Below are 18,384 nucleotides of genomic sequence, written 5' to 3'. Positions count from 1 at the left end.
ATGAAAAATAGATATATTATATTAATTATCACCATGATATTCATACTACTTACAGCAGTGAATTGCAAAAAAGAAGTAAACAGAAACGATGAAAGTGTACCAGTTGATATTATATCAATAAAGCCTGTTCTCAATTCACCTATCTATAATTATTCTGGTATTATTGAAGAATCATATTCATCTATGATTAGCTTTCAAGTTACCGGAAATATACAACAAATTTATTGTGGTGAAAATCAGCATGTAAAAAAGGGTACACTCTTGGCAAACCTTGATAAAGTTGTTCATCAAAATAGCTACGATATGGCTCTTTCCACATATAAACAAGCGGAAGATGCATACAATCGGCTAAAAATATTATATGATGATAACAGCCTTCCCGAAATAAAATGGATCGAAACACAAACGGCTTTACAAAATGCAAAATCAATGGTGAATATAGCCAAAAATAATTTGGACAATTGCAATCTATACGCACCATTTAGCGGTGTAGTAGCTAAGAAAATAACAGAAGTCGGTGCCAATGTAATGCCCGGTGTGCCAGTTTTTAACTTGGTTAAATTGGAAAAAATAAAGATAAAAGTTGCGATTCCAGAAAAAGAAGTATCACAGATCAGTATCGGTCAAAAAGCTATAATAAAAATAATGGCTCTTGACGAAAATGCAGAATATACAGCTTTTATCACGGAAAAAAGTTCAATGGCGAATCCCTTATCACATACATACGACATTAAAATTGAATTAGATAATGAAACAGGGACGTTCATGCCGGGAATGATTTGCGATGTTACAATTATGTATGATAAAAATGAAGATGAGGAAATAATCATCCCCAACAATTCCATAATGATAGATAACGATAATAATAGATTTGTATGGAAAGTAGAGAATGATATTGCCTACAAACAATCTGTCATAATAGACAAATTATCAGATAAGGGAGTAATTATTAAAGAAGGACTATGTAATGGTGATCTAATTATCATAAATGGTAATCAAAAGGTTAGTGCAGGAATGAAAGTAAAAATAAGATGAAAAAAGGTAGCAATATAATTGATTTAGCCCTAAAATATTACAGAATTGTAATTTTGATTGTTATTGTATTCGTAGCGGTGGGTGTCTATGGGTTATATGTAGCCCCTAAACAGGATTTTCCGACCTTCACAATACGACAAGGATTGGTCGTTGCTGCCTATCCGGGATTAACTTCAAGCGAAATAGAAGAGCAGCTCACAAAGCCACTGGAAAATTTCATATTTGAATATAAGGAAATTAATAAGGAAAAAACATTTTCACAAAGCAAGGACGGGGTTTCAATTATTAATATTGAACTCAATGAAAATATAAAAGACAAAGATGCCTTTTGGTCCAAATTCAAGCACAATCTAGAAGACCTGAAAAGCAACTTGCCTGATGGAGTAGTTGCGTTGAAAGCCCTTGATGATTTTGGAGAAACATCTGCTATTCTGATTACCATTGAATCAGAAGATAAGACCTATCGTGAATTACAGGAATATTCAGATGCCTTGAAAGATAAATTACGCAAAGTAGATGGTGTTTCTGGGTTAAAAAACGTTGGATTGTTATCTGAACAAATCGTTATCAGAGTTGATCAAGATAAATTAAAAAATTATGGCATTAATAATGCTATGATTATTGCAAAATTACAGACACAAGGATATAAAACTTATAGTGGGGAAGTCAAAAATTCTCATTTAGTTGCTCCCATTCATATTGAAAGTGAACTAAATTGGGAAAAGGATGTAGCAGAACAGATTATTTATTCAGATCTGTCGGGAAATATTGTCCGGCTGAAAGATATTGCAGAAATAACAAGAGAATATCCGGACTCCGAACCTTACATTCAAAACAATGGGGTTAAATGCATCCTTCTTTCCATAGAAATGAGGAAAGGGGTCAATGTTGTAGAAAAAGGAAAACAAGTTAATGAAATACTTGATGATTTTCGACATGATATTCCTAAAGATGTAAAACTTTATTCAATAGCCGATTTATCCAAAGTAGTAGATAATTCGGTGAATTCATTTTTATTGGAAATGTTGATTGCTGTAATTGCAGTTGTAATTGTCGTAATAGCATTTATGCCTATGCGGGTAGCTTTAGTATCGGCTATAACAATCCCTATAACTATTTTCAGTGCATTAGCCATGTTTTATGCTTTTGGCATCGAACTGAATACTATTATTCTCTCGGCATTAATAGTGACATTAGGAATGGTGGTCGATGATTCCATCGTAATTATTGATAATTATGTTGAAAAGTTGGATGAAGGTGAGAAACCTATTATAGCCACCGCTCAAAGTCCTCGAAAGTATTTTAAATCAGTTCTGACGGCAACTTTAGTTATAAGTGTAACATTCTTTCCTTTTCTTTTAACAACCAAGGGTATGTTTAATGATTTTCTTATAACATATCCGTGGGCAATGACTATTATATTAGGCTTCTCTCTGCTAATAGCTCTTTTATTCACTCCATTTATGCAATACACTTTTATAAAAAAAGGGTTGCATCGGGAAAAGAAAAAAGGAAAAAATTTCTTAGATATTGTTCAGGTAGGCTATGATCTTCTTTTATCCAAATGCTTTAAATATAAGAACGCGACTTTATTGACCGGAGTGCTAATCATTGCTATTGGTGCGTTTTGGTTTTTCAATTTACCGCTGCGATTAATGCCATTTGTTGAAAGAGATCAATTTGCAGTAGAAATATTTCTACCCAATGGAAAATCAATATATCAAACAACAGAGATAGCAGACAGTTTGGATAATATTCTTAGAAAAGATGGTCGCGTTGTATCAGTTACCTCTTTTGTAGGTTTAAGCTCTCCGAGGTTCCATGATACTTATGTGCCACAATTCCCGTCGGATAATTTTGCGCAATTTATAGTTAATACTTCTGATAAAAAAGCAACAAAAGAGATTCTTGATGAATATAGCCGTAAATACTCTGATTATTTTCCTGAAGCGTATATAAAGTTTAAGCAGATGGATTTTTCGGAAGCCCGATATCCTGTCGAAATCAGAGTAAGCGGAGAAGATATTCTCACAATAAAACAAGCAAGCGAAACACTTATGGCAGAAATGAAAAAGATGCCGGAGTTATTACTTATAAGAACCAATTTTGAAGAAAATTTACCGGGAGTTTCAATTAGGCTAAATCAGAACGAAACGAATAAACTGGGCATCGACAAATCAATTATTGCAATGAGTACCGCCTTGGAATTGGGAGATGGATTTCCTATTACGAATATTTGGGAGAAAGATTATCCTGTAAAAGTAATACTAAAATCAGAAAGAAAACAGGAAGAATCATTTTCAAATATCGGTAATGTCAATATACCTACGATGGGTGGCATGTCAAACATTCCATTAAGACAAATTGCATCTATCTCTCCCGACTGGAATGAAGGACAAATAGTAAGAAGAAACGGTGTCCGCACATTGTCAATATTAGCCGAAGTGGAAAGAGGGTATAATGAAATAAACATAACAAATAAAATAAAAAACAAAATAGATGAAATTGAATTACCCGAAGGAATAAAAGTAAGTTACGGTGGTATGAAAGAAGCTGACGGAGAAAGACTGCCCCAAATCGTAAATGGTTTATTAATTACGGTTTGTTTGATGCTATTTATTCTAATCTTCCATTTCAAGAAAATAGCCTTAGCCTTACTCACACTAGGTTCCACAATGTTATGCTTATTAGGGACAAGTATTGGTATGCAAATAATGGGTTCCGATATCAGTGTTACCTCTATATTGGGAGTCGTAAGTTTAATGGGTATTCTATTGCGAAATGGTATCATCATGCTCGATTATGCAGAAGTTCTCAGAAAAGAGCAAGGATTAACAGTCGAGAAATCTGCTATTCAGGCAGGAAGCCGTAGAATGCGCCCGATCTTTCTTACATCTACAGCCGCAGCCGTTGGGGTTATACCTATGGTTATCGGCGGTAGTCCATTGTGGACACCGCTAGGTTCGGTTATCTTTTTCGGGACATTAATAACTATGGTATTTATTTCAACAATACTACCCGTAGCATATTCTGTAATATTCAAATTCAAGGATAAAGAACTAAATAAATAGTATTGAGATGAAAATATTTTTTCTGATATATATTTTAGTGTTGGTCAGTACCCATGATTGCTTTTCTCAACAAAAGCTAACACTAGAAGAATGTAAGGAGTTGGCAAAACAAAACAATTATGAGATGAAAAAATCGGTATTGAGCATACAAGAGGCTCAACATGGGAAAAAGAATGCTTTTACAAAATATTTCCCTTCGGTTCAAGCAAACGGAATCGGATTAAAGTCTAATTCCGGTTTATTGGAAACAAGCATAATGGGTATGGATTTATCTCTTATTAGAGAGGGTTTTTATGGAGGAATCAGTGTGACACAACCTATTTTCGCAGGTGGGCAAATAATGAATGGCAATAAGCTAGCAGATAAACTAGTTGATATTCAGAAAAATCAATCGGAGATTGTTGCAGATGAAGTAGAACTGCTCACCGAACAATATTATTGGCAATATATACAACTTAAAGAAAAACTAAAAACTCTCGAAGTCATCGAAGAACTAGTCGGTCAAACCCTCAAAGAAGTAAGTGCTTCAGTAAAGGCAGGTTTAATAACCCACAACAATGAATTGCAAGTTCAATTAAAACTGGACGAAGTAAAAGCGAGTAAAATGGAACTCTACAATAATATAGATGCTGTTAAAATGTTATTATCTCAACATATAGGAATAATATCAGACAGCATAGAAATTACAGAGGTGGCATTTGAAAATGCAATTCATCCAAACGCTTTTTCTGTTAATTCCGATGCCGCTTTGCATGCTAATAAGACATATAATCTACTAGATAAAGGTATAGAAGTATCCAAATATCAAACCCAAATTGAAAAAGGGAAATTATTACCAACGGTAGCAGTCGGAGCCAACTATTTTTTTGAAAATATGGTAGACAGAAAACATACTGTTGGAATGGCTTTTGTTTCGGTTTCCATACCCATATCTGGTTGGTGGGGAGGAACCCATTCGGTCAGACAAAAAAAGATAAATGAAAAAATATCCGAATACAATAAAATTGATGCTGGAGAAAAAATAATAGTCCAGATGAAAAACTATTATAAAGAACTGGAAGTAGCCTATCAGCAAATACAAATAGCAGAGAGTTCTGTAAAAAACGCTTCAGAGAATCTAAGACTCAATAACAACTATTATAAATCAGGACTTATTACCCTGAATGATTTATTAGATGCTCAAACACTTTTGCAAAAGGCAAAAGACACATTGGTTGATAGGCATACCAGATATTTAATAAAGTTATCTCATTATAAAAAAATTACAGGTCAATAAAAAATAAAAATATGGATGTACATGATATGCACTTCACAGGAACCATATGGCGTCCTCCCTATGAAGCAAATTCCGCTCTGATTCAGGCAACAATAAGTTGCAGTCACCACAATTGTAAATTCTGTAGTTTATATCCGGATATAAAATTTAAGATGTCGCCCAAAGATGAGTTTGAACATGATTTAAAAATCATTCAACATTATCAACCCAAAGCCCGGCGACTATTCTTAGTCGGAGCAAATCCGTTTGTAATGAGTTATGACAGGCTTTTGGATATAGGAATTATGATACGTAAATATCTTCCTGAATGCAAAAGCATAGGTATGTTTGCACGGGTTACAGATATAACTAAAAAGAGTGTGGAAGAATTGAAAAACCTACGTCATTTAGGATTCAACGGAATTACAGTTGGAACCGAATCGGGAGATGATATAACATTATCATACATGAATAAAAAAACATCGGCAGCCCAAACAATTGAGAATCTGAAAAAATTTGAAGAAGCCGGAATAGAGTACTACGTATCTTATCTTACAGGATTAGCAGGGCATGGTAATGGAGAGAGAAATGCGTTGGCAACCTCGGATATGTTCAATAAGTTAAATCCTTATATAGTTTCGGTAGTTTCATTGACCGTGTTTCCTGATACTCCGTTACAAAATGACATTGAACAAGGATTCTTTAAAGAAGCTACCGAACATGAAAGGCTCAAGGAATTACGTACTTTCATTAAAAGTTTGAATATAAACACCAATTTTTTTGCAAATACAGTTTCTAACCCTCTACCAATGACAGGGTTCTTGCCGACGGACAAGGATAGGTTGATAAAAGAGCTTTCTACCATAATTGATAAAGTAGATGAGACGAAACTTAAAAATTATAGAAAAAATATTAGATCACTTTAATTATTTAACAATGAGAAGAGCAGCAATAAAAGGAATTGGAGCTTACTATCCTGATGATATTATTACAAATGAGTATTTGTCCGAATTGGTTGATACAAATGATGATTGGATTACAACCAGAGTAGGCATTAAAGAACGCAGAGTACTGAAAGAAAAAGGCACTTCGTATATGGGGGTGAAAGCCGTAAAAGAACTTCTGGTAAAAACAAATACAAACCCGGATGAAATCGAAGCATTAATATTTGCGACAACAACCCCTGATTATGTATTTCCATCAACAGCATCTATTACGGCCCGAGAATGTAATATAAAAAACGCTTTGGGATTTGATATACAGGCTGCTTGTGCCGGATTCATATATGCATTGGAATTAGGTTCTAATTTTATAAAAGCAGGAAAAAATAAAGTTATAGTTGTTGCCGGAGATAAAATGACAGCAATTACCAATTACGAAGATCGTACTACATGTCCGTTGTTCGGCGATGCTGTGGGAGTAGTATTATTGGAACCGACTCTTGATGATACGGGAATCATAGACTCTCTCTTACATGTGGATGGCGTCGGTACATCACATTTAAATATGAAAGGAGGCGGCTCTATTTATCCTGCATCCCATAATACAATTGAAAACAAAATGCACTATGTATATCAGGAAGGAAGAATTGTATTTAAACATGCTGTGTCTCGAATGGCAGATGTGTCAACTCAAATAATGAAGCGTAACAATCTTGTAAACGAAGATATCAATTGGCTGGTTCCTCATCAGGCTAATATCCGTATAATAGAAGCTGTCGGTAACAGAATGGGACTAAAACCGGAAAAAGTAATGGTAAATATTCATAAATATGGAAATACAAGTGCAGGTACAATACCCCTGTGTTTATATGAATGGGAATCGAAATTAAAGAAAGGAGATAATCTAATTTTGTCCGCATTCGGAGCAGGGTTTACATGGGGAAGCATCTATTTAAAATGGTCATATTGAAACCAATAAAATGACAATATTATTAATTATCATCAATATTCTATGTGCGTTCATGCACCTCTTATTCGAGATACATATAGAGGACAGTAGAGGGATATATAGCTTTGTATTAGTAGAAAATTTAATAGTGACCTTCTCCTTTCTATTAATGGCATATCTTGTATTTGATTCAAATAGATATATAAAAAACTTATATATCAACCTTATATTCTGGTTTACATTTGTAATAGGTGTCTTGCTTTTCAAGCCTACTGTAACAACTTTGCAAATACTTGAGGAATATTTATTCCAAATACCCCAATGGCTGATCCTTTTTGGCTTCGGCATCATTACTCTATTTTTTAATATTGTGGAAATAATAAAAAGAATTGGGAAATAAAGAGATAATTAAATGTATACGATGACACGTAATCTTCATATTTATGATGAATGGAAAGATAAAAATACTGATGTATAGTCAATTAAAAATTATTTACTATAACATTTAAATCAATTATTATGCAGAAGTTAATGCAAACGAGGTTATTTCGGTTATTATCGAAACCCTCACAAGAAGAACAATATATTTCACAATTAGAAGAATCATGTGACGAATTCGCTTTAAAGCTATTAACCAGGCTCCAATTTGCAACAACCCATATGGAATTATATTATAGCCTTGGATTTGTTCATTTAAAACTTACCGGATTTTGTGAATTATTATCCGGTGAGAAGGGAAAAAAATGCTTTAAAGATTGTAATGAAGGCAGTGTATTTGGTTGGGCTGAGTATGCAGGTACTTGAATGGCGAATTACTACACCAAACAAAAACCTTAAATGTTTTTCTGAAAATAAATTTTCCCATTCAAAGAAAGATTTGCTTTCTTATCATAATAATATGGGAAGTAATCTTCTAAATTCGGACTTAATTGAAAATCCTCCACTCTTATATCCTAAAACAAGAATAACTTGGACTGCAAACAAAATTGATCTGGTTGAACTTATCTATGCTTGGGGAAAAGCAGGTTGCTTTAATCATGGAAGTTTGAATATCAAAGAAATAGTTGCTTATATAGAAGTTGTTTTCAATATAGATTTAGGAGATTACTATGGAACCTTTAAAGAAATGCGTAACCGAATAAACCGTACCACCTTTCTGGATAAATTGGTTAGAGTATTAAATGACCGTATGGATGAGGTTGATAGAAAAAATAAATAAGAAAAGTTTAAAGTTAAAGCTACGTTATAATCAATATGACATTTACTGGAACTCTCACCCTGAAAACTGGTAATATTCAAAATTAAAAGAGGCAGACATATCCACTTTCATACTATACATCAGTATTCATTTATATATAAATAAATTAGCTAACTATATTTATCAGTTCTAGCTTGAAGTACAAATAGTTTATAACCTTATTCAACAGAAGAATTTACTATAAATCTTTCATAAAGAAACGAGTAAAATAACATTCATGGGAATTTATTTCATCCGATTATATAATAGGCATTTAACTATTAATAACTTGTAGAAAAAGACAAAATAAAACAATTTACTATTAGTGCTTGAAAATAATTTTACCTTTACAATACACCAGCCTTTTACTGTAAAAGATATACTCCTCTCAGAAGTTTGAGAGAAAAAGGAAAGATCACTTGCAGAAGGCATTAATTAATATAGTACAATGTCAATTACAAATATCCGTTTAGAAGTCATGCACTTCTTAGAAAAGAATGTAGATAATTTTATTACTCAGTTTTTGGTTCCTGTTGAAAAAATATGGCAACCATCCGATTATCTTCCTAACTCAGAAAATGAAACTTTTTTTGAAGATGTAAAAGAATTACGCGAACTAGCGAAAGAGCTACCTTATGACTTCTGGGTCGTATTGGTAGGAGACACCATAACTGAGGAGGCTTTGCCCACTTATGAATCGTGGTTAATGGATGTAGAAGGTATAGACAATGTCGACGGTGAAAAGCGCAACGGTTGGTCAAAATGGATCAGGCACTGGACAGGGGAGGAAAACCGTCACGGCGATTTATTAAACAAATACCTTTATTTATCCGGTAGAGTGAATATGAGAGAGATTGAGCAGACCACACAACATCTCATAAATGATGGTTTTGATATTGGTACAGGAAGAGACCCGTACAAAAACTTTGTATACACCAGTTTTCAGGAATTGGCAACCTTCATTTCACATAATCGGGTAGCAGAAATGGCTAAAAAAATGAGTAATGAGAAATTGTCTAGAATGTGTAAACGTATTGCAAGTGACGAAATGAGGCATCACCATGCTTACAGCGAATTTGTAAAGCGCATATTTGAGGTAGACCCCAGTGAAATGATGCTAGCATTCCAATATATGATGAAACAAAAGATAGTTATGCCCGCTCACTTCCTCAGGGAATCAAAAGAAAAAATAAGCACTGCCTTCGAACAGTTTTCAAATGCTGCACAGCGCATTGGGGTATATACTGCTACTGATTATGTGGATATTATTCAAAAACTGATAGACAAATGGCAGATAGATAAGATTTCAGGATTAACAGACGAGGCAGAACGTGCCCGCGATTTTCTAATGAAGCTTCCTGGGCGTATGTCTAAAATATCAGAACGGTTGGTTATTCCAGTCGATTCTTATATTTTCAAATGGGTGCAACCTGCTGTGAAATAATATCATTCGATTTAGTAATCATATCTATATAATTATAAATTACAATTCTTGATGGATGCAATAAAAATGGATGCACTCGGTGCTGTATTTGATGATATAGCGGCTAAAGATATAACCCATGATCATTATGTCCATGAGAAATTACTAAATAATCAACATCCTCTATTTCAATACCTAATTGCAGAGCATTGATATAAAATTTGTCTGAAGCTCCTACGTCAAATAAGTATCTCTGATCATCGATTTCAAAATAAATGTTTACGCCGTGCTCATTATATAACTCAAGTTGAGGATGCGGATTATTATCGATTAGAACAGTTGCTTTCATTCATTAATGATGATCGCATTGATGACCTTCTTCATGATGATTGCACCCTTCTCCGGAGTCGGTCACTTTGCCGTTCAAGAAATCATTAACTAGCTCTGTAACATCCCCAGAACAACCGCGATATACTTTTATTCCATGTTTTGTCAGGGTATTCAACGCGCCTGTGCCCATATTTCCGGCAAGCATGATCGCTACATTTTTATTTTGCAGAACTGAGGCGATATCACTTTTACAACCACATCCTTGAAGGGAAGGTAACGTTTCAGTACTTTCTATATTTTTATTTTTTCCGATTGTAAATATAGAATAGGATTCACAATGTCCAAAATGATCATCAACAGCATTCACTCTTGTTGGTATTGCTATTTTCATAACTTTTAATTTTTTAATTGATTGATAATTTCACTTAATATTTTTGTTCTCTGTGGAATGATTATCTGAATATTTTTTTCTCTTAACAGAACCATTGTTATTGTACCAAAACGGCCTGATATAACAGTGTCTACATTTTGTTCAAGTAAGAAGTTTATGGTTTTCACTCCCGCATTCTGTTTTGCTGAGCCAGCTATATTTTCAACAAACTTCATATTCTCGGTATCCGTATCGTACAAGCAAAACCATTGACTTCGTCCGAAGTTCTCAGAAACTGGCTGATCTAAATCATTCATATTTGTTGAAATCGCAATAATCATCTACTCGAATTTATTTAATGTTATTTCTTTATTGCAGCAAAGAGGACATTTCATTTCGCCACCATCTTTCAGTGTAAATATAATTTCGCATTTATCGCACGTATACCATTCAGCAATCAAGCTATCTCCTCCCTCATAAGTAATGGATAATCCTTCAATGAATGCTCGTGCAATTTTAGAACGGACACTCTCATAGATACGAGTAAATGTAGGGCGTGAGATATTCATTAATTCTGCCGCTTCAGCCTGAGTTAAATGTTCATAATCACATAGCTTGAGGGCCTCGTATTCTTCAATATTTATCATAACTCTGCCCTGCTTTTCATTGAGTATTCCGAAAGGTTTGAATCCTCCAAAACAAGGAGCCATTTGTACAAGTCTCTTTTTCTTTATTCGAGCCATAAATATTATTTGATTCCGATTTTAGAATAGTCAAAGATAATATAATTATGAACATATGTTCATAATTAAAGAGAGAATAATATTTTTATTATATTTTCCTATGGAAATTTGTTTCTTTGGAAAATTATATTTTCCTTTGTCTTATATTTCCGCTGGAAATAAAAAAATGAAATAAATAAGGATATAATAAAAATGAAAAGAGCAATAATTATTACATTAAGTGCGATTTGTTTTAGCCTATCAATTCAGGCGCAAAATTCACCATACATTTCCGTTGATAAAGCCGTAGAAATGGCAGTAAAAAACAACAGTAATGTCAAACTTTCCGATTTGGATGGGAAAATAGCGAATGCAAACTATCACCAGACCGATGCCGTATTCCTTCCCCAAATTACGGTAGGGTATACAGCTTTAAGTACAAATAATCCATTGAATGCTTTTGGCTTCCTCTTACAACAGGAATCAGTAACAGCAATGGATTTTGACCCGGTAAAGCTGAATCATCCCGGAGCAAGGCAAAACTATGGTACTCAGATAGAAGCTAAGCTGCCACTATTAAATATGGATATGATTTATGCTCGTAAAGGTGCAAAAGCTAACGAGGAAGCCTATAAATACAAATCAGAACGTACCAAAGAATATATCGAGTTTGAAGTACGAAAAGCGTATACTCAATTGCAAATGTCTTATCAGGCTCATTCTATTTTGCAAAAATCATTGCAAGATGTAAAACAAATACATCAATCTGTCACTAATTTTTATAATCAGGGTTTGATTCAGAAATCAGATGTGTTAAATGCTCAGGTACAAGTCAATACTATTGAGAGTGCTTTGGCAAAAGCTGAGAGTAATATCTATAATGCATCAGATGGACTTCGCCTATTGATGGGGTTTGAGGCTGATGGTGATGTCTTTACAACAGATTCATTGTCCCAGAAAATAGAGTTGCCTCAAGATAGGGACCTCTCGGCTCTGCGTTCCGATATCATGGCACTAAACAAAGCTGTGGATGCAACAAACATGATGGTGAAATCCTCTCAAATGGCATTCCTGCCACGAATTAATGCTTTTGGCTCATATGGTTTAAATGATTCTAAAGCGTTCAAATTTCGAAATGATTCGTACTTGGTCGGTATAAATCTAAGTTGGACAATATTTTCGGGAAATCAGAATCGGAGTAGGATGAAATCGGCTCAATTCCAACATTACAAGATGCAGGAAGAGCTGAACTTACATATCAAAAAAGAACAATTAGAGCTGGATAAAACCAAGCGAGATCTGAACGATTCCCAAATAGAAATCGATAAACAGAAAGCAAGCGTAGAACAAGCTGATGAAGCCTTACGTATCCTCTCCAACCGTCATCGGGAAGGTCTGGTAAGTACCACAGATTTACTGATGGCGCAAGCTCAACTTTCTCAACAGAAACTATTGTTGGCACAGGCCATCATGTCATATAATATAACTAAGGCATATCTCGATTTTTTATCAAAGGTTAAGTAACAAATCAAACATATCAATTAATAATGAAAACTTTAAGAAATACATTTTTAGGAATAGTGGGAATATCAACTCTTTACTCCTGCTCTTCTTCTGATAAGTTAGAGGATAAAGATAAGACTATAGTAAAAGTAGAAGCTTACTCTCCGGGCCAATCTACAAACGAAGGATTTTACCTTAGCGGTGAGGTCACAGCCAAGCAAACAGCTAATATCAGCACCCGAATGATGGGCTATATAAACAAGATATATGTAAAACCAGGCGACAAGGTAGCATCAGGACAACTCCTCGTATCTATTAGCAGCGATGATATTCTGGCAAAAAAGGGTCAGGTACAAGCTATGATTACAGAGGCTGAAGCAGCAGCAAAAAATGCCCAACGTGATTATGAGCGTTTCAAAACACTGCGTAACCAAAACAGTGTATCAGATAAGGAACTCGAAAATGTGGCTTTGCAGAATACTTCGATGAATGCGAAAGTACAAATGGCTCGCCAACAGATGAACGAAGTAAATGCGATGCTTTCCTACACCAATATACGTGCTCCATTTTCGGGAGTTGTAACACAAAAAATGGTGGACGAAGGGAGCATGGCAAATCCGGGAATGCCTATTTTGACGATTGAGCAGAATGGTGAATTGCAGGTTATAGCATCTATCCCCGAAAACTATATACAGGATGTAAAAGTAGGCGATGTAGCCAAGATGGAATTGAAATCATTAGGGATAACGATCGATGGAAAAGTATCCGAACTCAGTCCGTCGGCATTCCGCACAGGAGGACAATACTCGATGAAGTTGGCTATTGACAGCAAAGATAAAGAAAATATACGTCCGGGAATGTATGTAAATATATTGATACCGAATAAAACAAGTGAGAATATTACATCTAAAATCATGCTGGACAAAAGCTCTATTGTATACCGTGATCAGCTTACGGGAGTATATGTGATAGACGACCAAAGTCAAGCTAATCTTCGCTGGATACGTTTAGGCAAGACAATCGGCAATCAGGTAGAAGTTCTTTCGGGGTTGAGCCAAAACGACAAAATTGTATCCAAAGCCGAAGGCAAATTATATAACGGAGTAAAAGTATCTGTAAATAAATAAAATTATGGAAAACGGAATTTCAGGGAAAATAGCCGGAGCGTTTATCAAGTCTAAATTGAGTATCCTACTCATGCTAGCTTTTATGCTCTTAGGTCTGTTCAGCATATATTTCATACCCCGCGAAGAAGAACCTCAGATTGAAGTTCCTATGGCGGACATCATGATTGGTTATCCCGGAGCAACACCTCAGGAAGTAGAATCGGGTGTTGTACAACCTATCGAAAAAATCATATCGAATATCAAAGGTGTAGAGCATGTTTATTCTACGTCTATGAATGGTATGGGTATGCTCACCGTACAATTTTATGTGGGCGAAGATGTGGAACGTTCGTTAGTAAAACTTTACAACGAAATGATGAAGAATATGGATCGTATGCCACAAGGTGCTACTATGCCATTGGTAAAATCACGAGCCATAGATGATGTGCCTGCATTAGCTTTCACTTTTTGGAGTGACAAAATGGGCGATTATCAGATTCGTCAGGTAGCAGAAGTAGTTGGCAACGAGATAAAAAAAATACCTGATGTAGCACAAGTGAATATTGTAGGTGGACAAAGCCGACAAGTGAAAGTCATGCTCGACAAAGACAAGATGGCTCAAAGCAAGCTCGACTTTGGAGCAATAGCCCAATCACTGCAAGCAAATAATGCACAGATGCAAAGCGGAAATATCGTAACAGGAGATATGGTTTACTCTGTGCAGACAGGCAATTTCTTTGCGAATGTAGAGGAAGTGAAGAATCTGATTGTAGGAACAAATGACAATCAACCTGTCTATCTGTATCAGATTGCAGAAGTAGAAGATGGACCCGAAGTACCCAAACAATATGTTTCGTTTGGATATGGAGCTGCGTCAGGCGATAAAAAAGCCGGCATGCCCGACGACTATTCGGCTGTAACTATTTCTATTGCTAAGAAAAAAGGTGCTGATGCAATGAAACTGGCAGAGGTGGTTATTGATAAAGTAGATCACCTGAAAAAAGATGTCATTACAAAGGATCTGAATATAGAAGTGACTCGCAATTATGGCGAAACAGCTTCGCACAAAGTATCCGAATTGCTATTCCACTTGTCTATTGCTATCGTAGTCGTAACCTTGTTTGTGATGTTAGCAATGGGATGGCGTGGAGGATTGGTCGTATTTCTTTCCGTACCTGTAACGTTTGCCCTTACGCTCTTTGCCTATTACTTTTTGGGTTATACGCTCAATCGCATCACCTTGTTTGCGTTGGTGTTTGTGACGGGTATTGTGGTAGATGATTCTATTGTGATTGCGGAGAATATGCACCGTCACTTCAAGATGAAAAAACTACCACCGTTACAAGCTGCGCTATATGCTATTAATGAGGTAGGGAATCCGACTATCTTGGCAACGCTGACTGTTATCGCTGCCGTACTGCCGATGGCATTCGTGTCGGGAATGATGGGGCCATATATGAGTCCGATGCCTATAGGTGCATCCATAGCCATGATTTTCTCTTTACTGATAGCTCTGACTTTGACTCCATATTTCGGCTATTTATTCTTAAGACATAAAGATAAAAAAGGAGAAGAACATGAAAGTGAAGAAAAAGAAACGGATTTGCACGAAACGAAAATATACAAATTATATGCTAAAATAATAACACCGTTTTTGGAAAACAGAAAACGCCGCTGGACATTTATGATTGGCTTAACTGTCGTTTTACTGGGATCGTTTGTGTTGTTTTATACAAAATCTGTTCCGGTAAAAATGTTGCCTTTCGACAATAAGAATGAATTTCAAGTGGTAATAGATATGCCGGAGGGAACGACATTGGAACGTACTGCCGCCGTAGCTAAAGAATTAGCTGTATATATCAGCCGAAATGATAAAGTAACCAATTATCAAACTTATGTGGGAACTTCTGCTCCTATCAGCTTCAATGGATTGGTTCGCCACTATGATATGCGAATGGGTGACAATGTAGCTGATATACAGGTTAATCTTGTTGACAAAGGAGAACGTAGCGAACAGAGTCATGATATAGCGACATCGGTGCGTGCCGATTTGCAAGCTATCGGCAAAAAATACAATGCCAATGTAAAAATAGTAGAGGTACCGCCCGGTCCTCCTGTAATGTCTACAATTGCAGCCGAGATATATGGTCCTGACTATGATCAACAAATAGCTGTAGCCAAACAAGTCAAAGATATACTGACTGCGACAGATAACGTTGTTGATGTGGATTGGTCGGTAGAAGATGCTCAGACTGAATATAAGTTTGAGGTGGATAAAGACAAAGCTATGAAATTGGGAATTCCAAATGCACAAGTTGTTCAGAATATGAGAGCGGCTCTATCGGGTATGCCTGTCGGTATATTGCATCAACCTTCATCAGTCAATCAAGTAGGTATTGTACTTCAACTGTCAGAAAAAGAGAAATCAAGCATAGAAGATGTACTAAGCATGAAAGTTGTGAATCAACAAGGTATGGCAATTCCCGTTAGCGATTTAGTGAAAGTCACTAAAGGTGAAAAGGAAAAGAGTATTCACCGCAAAGATCAAAAACGTGTAGTTTACATATTAACCGAAGTTGCAGGAAGTTTAGAAAGCCCTATATATCCTATTACGGAAGTGTCGGATAAGTTATCTCAGGNGTGTCGGGAATGATGGGGCCATATATGAGTCCGATGCCTATAGGTGCATCCATAGCCATGATTTTCTCTTTACTGATAGCTCTGACTTTGACTCCATATTTCGGCTATTTATTCTTAAGACATAAAGATAAAAAAGGAGAAGAACATGAAAGTGAAGAAAAAGAAACGGATTTGCACGAAACGAAAATATACAAATTATATGCTAAAATAATAACACCGTTTTTGGAAAACAGAAAACGCCGCTGGACATTTATGATTGGCTTAACTGTCGTTTTACTGGGATCGTTTGTGTTGTTTTATACAAAATCTGTTCCGGTAAAAATGTTGCCTTTCGACAATAAGAATGAATTTCAAGTGGTAATAGATATGCCGGAGGGAACGACATTGGAACGTACTGCCGCCGTAGCTAAAGAATTAGCTGTATATATCAGCCGAAATGATAAAGTAACCAATTATCAAACTTATGTGGGAACTTCTGCTCCTATCAGCTTCAATGGATTGGTTCGCCACTATGATATGCGAATGGGTGACAATGTAGCTGATATACAGGTTAATCTTGTTGACAAAGGAGAACGTAGCGAACAGAGTCATGATATAGCGACATCGGTGCGTGCCGATTTGCAAGCTATCGGCAAAAAATACAATGCCAATGTAAAAATAGTAGAGGTACCGCCCGGTCCTCCTGTAATGTCTACAATTGCAGCCGAGATATATGGTCCTGACTATGATCAACAAATAGCTGTAGCCAAACAAGTCAAAGATATACTGACTGCGACAGATAACGTTGTTGATGTGGATTGGTCGGTAGAAGATGCTCAGACTGAATATAAGTTTGAGGTGGATAAAGACAAAGCTATGAAATTGGGAATTCCAAATGCACAAGTTGTTCAGAATATGAGAGCGGCTCTATCGGGTATGCCTGTCGGTATATTGCATCAACCTTCATCAGTCAATCAAGTAGGTATTGTACTTCAACTGTCAGAAAAAGAGAAATCAAGCATAGAAGATGTACTAAGCATGAAAGTTGTGAATCAACAAGGTATGGCAATTCCCGTTAGCGATTTAGTGAAAGTCACTAAAGGTGAAAAGGAAAAGAGTATTCACCGCAAAGATCAAAAACGTGTAGTTTACATATTAACCGAAGTTGCAGGAAGTTTAGAAAGCCCTATATATCCTATTACGGAAGTGTCGGATAAGTTATCTCAGGTAAAACTCCCTGAAGGATACACTTTATCTGAAGAATATAGTAAGCAACCAAAATATGAAGACAACTTTTCCTTAAAGTGGGATGGAGAATGGCAAATAACATACGAGGTGTTCCGCGATTTAGGATTAGCATTCTTATTTGTATTAATTATTATCTATGTACTCATTGTCGCATGGTTCCAAAACTTTATTACACCGTTGGTACAGTTGGCTGCTATACCTCTATCATTGATTGGTATTATTTTCGGCCACTGGATTATGGGAGCTTACTTTAGTGCTCCGTCTATGATTGGATTCATTGCCTTAGCGGGAATTATGGTACGCAACTCTGTATTGCTTATAGACTTTATCGACATACGGCTCAAAGATGGTATTCCATTAAAACAAGCTGTAATTGAAGCCGGAGCTGTACGCACCACACCTATCATACTGACTGCAGGTGGCGTAGTTTTGGGGGCAATCGTCATTCTATTCGACCCTATATTCCAAGGGTTAGCAATCTCACTGATGGGTGGAACAATAACCTCTACTGTGCTGACACTGATTGTTGTGCCGTTATTGTATTTCAAAATGTTGAAAAAGAAAGTAAAATGATT

Annotated in this window: 15 protein-coding genes; 11 read left to right on the top strand and 4 right to left on the bottom strand. The window is 35.9% G+C overall.

What is annotated here, in order from left to right; translation table 11 throughout:
- The 7 genes from QZL88_RS11725 (at position 1) to QZL88_RS11695 (ending at position 9,932) form a co-directional block, all read left to right on the top strand.
- A complete protein-coding gene (locus QZL88_RS11725; protein WP_291031342.1) occupies positions 1 to 1,035 on the top strand; it encodes an efflux RND transporter periplasmic adaptor subunit in 1,035 nt (344 codons plus the stop codon).
- Entirely contained in the window at positions 1,032 to 4,106 is a 3,075-nt protein-coding gene (locus QZL88_RS11720) for an efflux RND transporter permease subunit (protein ID WP_296941362.1), read from the top strand. Before QZL88_RS11725 ends, QZL88_RS11720 begins: the two co-directional genes overlap by 4 nt.
- Positions 4,107 to 4,113: 7 nt before the next feature.
- A complete protein-coding gene (locus tag QZL88_RS11715; protein ID WP_006798107.1) occupies positions 4,114 to 5,382 on the top strand; it encodes a TolC family protein in 1,269 nt (422 codons plus the stop codon).
- Between the two features lie 11 nt (positions 5,383 to 5,393).
- Entirely contained in the window at positions 5,394 to 6,287 is an 894-nt protein-coding gene (locus tag QZL88_RS11710; RefSeq protein WP_291031336.1) for a radical SAM protein, read from the top strand.
- Between the two features lie 10 nt (positions 6,288 to 6,297).
- Complete coding sequence (locus tag QZL88_RS11705; RefSeq protein WP_296941356.1) at positions 6,298 to 7,272, top strand: beta-ketoacyl-ACP synthase III; 975 nt, start codon at positions 6,298 to 6,300, stop codon at positions 7,270 to 7,272.
- A 706-nt stretch (positions 7,273 to 7,978) separates the two neighbouring features.
- Positions 7,979 to 8,470 (top strand): RteC domain-containing protein, encoded by a 492-nt coding sequence (locus tag QZL88_RS11700; protein WP_296941354.1) that lies wholly within the window; start codon positions 7,979 to 7,981, stop codon positions 8,468 to 8,470.
- Between the two features lie 466 nt (positions 8,471 to 8,936).
- Positions 8,937 to 9,932: an acyl-ACP desaturase gene (locus tag QZL88_RS11695; RefSeq protein ID WP_291031330.1), complete on the top strand. Its 996-nt coding sequence runs from the start codon at positions 8,937 to 8,939 to the stop codon at positions 9,930 to 9,932.
- 103 nt (positions 9,933 to 10,035) lie between these two features.
- Here the strand turns inward: QZL88_RS11695 and QZL88_RS21215 are convergent, their stop codons facing one another.
- The 4 genes from QZL88_RS21215 to QZL88_RS11675 are packed head-to-tail and all read right to left on the bottom strand — an operon-like array spanning position 10,036 to position 11,354.
- The gene (locus QZL88_RS21215) at positions 10,036 to 10,260 is read right to left on the bottom strand and encodes an MBL fold metallo-hydrolase (RefSeq protein WP_291031328.1); all 225 of its coding nucleotides are present in this window, start codon (positions 10,258 to 10,260) and stop codon (positions 10,036 to 10,038) included.
- A gap of 3 nt (positions 10,261 to 10,263) precedes the next feature.
- Complete coding sequence (locus tag QZL88_RS11685) at positions 10,264 to 10,632, bottom strand: NifB/NifX family molybdenum-iron cluster-binding protein (protein WP_291031327.1); 369 nt, start codon at positions 10,630 to 10,632, stop codon at positions 10,264 to 10,266.
- 5 nt (positions 10,633 to 10,637) lie between these two features.
- The gene (locus tag QZL88_RS11680; protein ID WP_296941348.1) at positions 10,638 to 10,952 is read right to left on the bottom strand and encodes a NifB/NifX family molybdenum-iron cluster-binding protein; all 315 of its coding nucleotides are present in this window, start codon (positions 10,950 to 10,952) and stop codon (positions 10,638 to 10,640) included.
- Positions 10,953 to 11,354 carry a DUF134 domain-containing protein gene (locus QZL88_RS11675; RefSeq protein WP_291031323.1) on the bottom strand — a complete coding sequence of 134 codons (402 nt, stop codon included), beginning with the start codon at positions 11,352 to 11,354 and terminating at the stop codon, positions 10,953 to 10,955.
- 192 nt (positions 11,355 to 11,546) lie between these two features.
- On the opposite strand from QZL88_RS11675, the gene QZL88_RS11670 reads away from it, so the two are divergent.
- From QZL88_RS11670 to QZL88_RS11655, 4 genes are all read left to right on the top strand, one after another.
- Positions 11,547 to 12,857 (top strand): TolC family protein, encoded by a 1,311-nt coding sequence (locus QZL88_RS11670; RefSeq protein ID WP_291031321.1) that lies wholly within the window; start codon positions 11,547 to 11,549, stop codon positions 12,855 to 12,857.
- Between the two features lie 23 nt (positions 12,858 to 12,880).
- Positions 12,881 to 13,963 (top strand): efflux RND transporter periplasmic adaptor subunit, encoded by a 1,083-nt coding sequence (locus QZL88_RS11665; RefSeq protein ID WP_296941345.1) that lies wholly within the window; start codon positions 12,881 to 12,883, stop codon positions 13,961 to 13,963.
- Between the two features lie 4 nt (positions 13,964 to 13,967).
- A complete protein-coding gene (locus tag QZL88_RS11660; RefSeq protein ID WP_296941343.1) occupies positions 13,968 to 16,595 on the top strand; it encodes an efflux RND transporter permease subunit in 2,628 nt (875 codons plus the stop codon).
- A complete protein-coding gene (locus QZL88_RS11655; protein ID WP_296941341.1) occupies positions 16,592 to 18,382 on the top strand; it encodes an efflux RND transporter permease subunit in 1,791 nt (596 codons plus the stop codon). The genes QZL88_RS11660 and QZL88_RS11655 overlap by 4 nt, the downstream gene beginning before the upstream one ends.
- Positions 18,383 to 18,384 lie beyond the last annotated feature (2 nt).

It is taken from the genome of uncultured Dysgonomonas sp. (assembly GCF_900079725.1).
Classification (GTDB): Bacteria; Bacteroidota; Bacteroidia; order Bacteroidales; family Dysgonomonadaceae; genus Dysgonomonas.
The sequence above is the reverse complement of the archived record's forward strand: the minus strand, read 5'-3'. Positions and strand labels throughout refer to the sequence as shown.

Bases quoted from the DNA above. Each gene is read 5' to 3' on its own strand.
- QZL88_RS11725 (WP_291031342.1), top strand. From the start codon at position 1: ATGAAAAATAGATATATTATATTAATTATCACCATGATATTCATACTA.
- QZL88_RS11720 (WP_296941362.1), top strand. From the start codon at position 1,032: ATGAAAAAAGGTAGCAATATAATTGATTTAGCCCTAAAATATTACAGA.
- QZL88_RS11715 (WP_006798107.1), top strand. From the start codon at position 4,114: ATGAAAATATTTTTTCTGATATATATTTTAGTGTTGGTCAGTACCCAT.
- QZL88_RS11710 (WP_291031336.1), top strand. From the start codon at position 5,394: ATGGATGTACATGATATGCACTTCACAGGAACCATATGGCGTCCTCCC.
- QZL88_RS11705 (WP_296941356.1), top strand. From the start codon at position 6,298: ATGAGAAGAGCAGCAATAAAAGGAATTGGAGCTTACTATCCTGATGAT.
- QZL88_RS11695 (WP_291031330.1), top strand. From the start codon at position 8,937: ATGTCAATTACAAATATCCGTTTAGAAGTCATGCACTTCTTAGAAAAG.
- QZL88_RS21215 (WP_291031328.1), bottom strand. From the start codon at position 10,260: ATGAAAGCAACTGTTCTAATCGATAATAATCCGCATCCTCAACTTGAG.
- QZL88_RS11685 (WP_291031327.1), bottom strand. From the start codon at position 10,632: ATGAAAATAGCAATACCAACAAGAGTGAATGCTGTTGATGATCATTTT.
- QZL88_RS11680 (WP_296941348.1), bottom strand. From the start codon at position 10,952: ATGATTATTGCGATTTCAACAAATATGAATGATTTAGATCAGCCAGTT.
- QZL88_RS11675 (WP_291031323.1), bottom strand. From the start codon at position 11,354: ATGGCTCGAATAAAGAAAAAGAGACTTGTACAAATGGCTCCTTGTTTT.
- QZL88_RS11670 (WP_291031321.1), top strand. From the start codon at position 11,547: ATGAAAAGAGCAATAATTATTACATTAAGTGCGATTTGTTTTAGCCTA.
- QZL88_RS11665 (WP_296941345.1), top strand. From the start codon at position 12,881: ATGAAAACTTTAAGAAATACATTTTTAGGAATAGTGGGAATATCAACT.
- QZL88_RS11655 (WP_296941341.1), top strand. From the start codon at position 16,592: ATGATGGGGCCATATATGAGTCCGATGCCTATAGGTGCATCCATAGCC.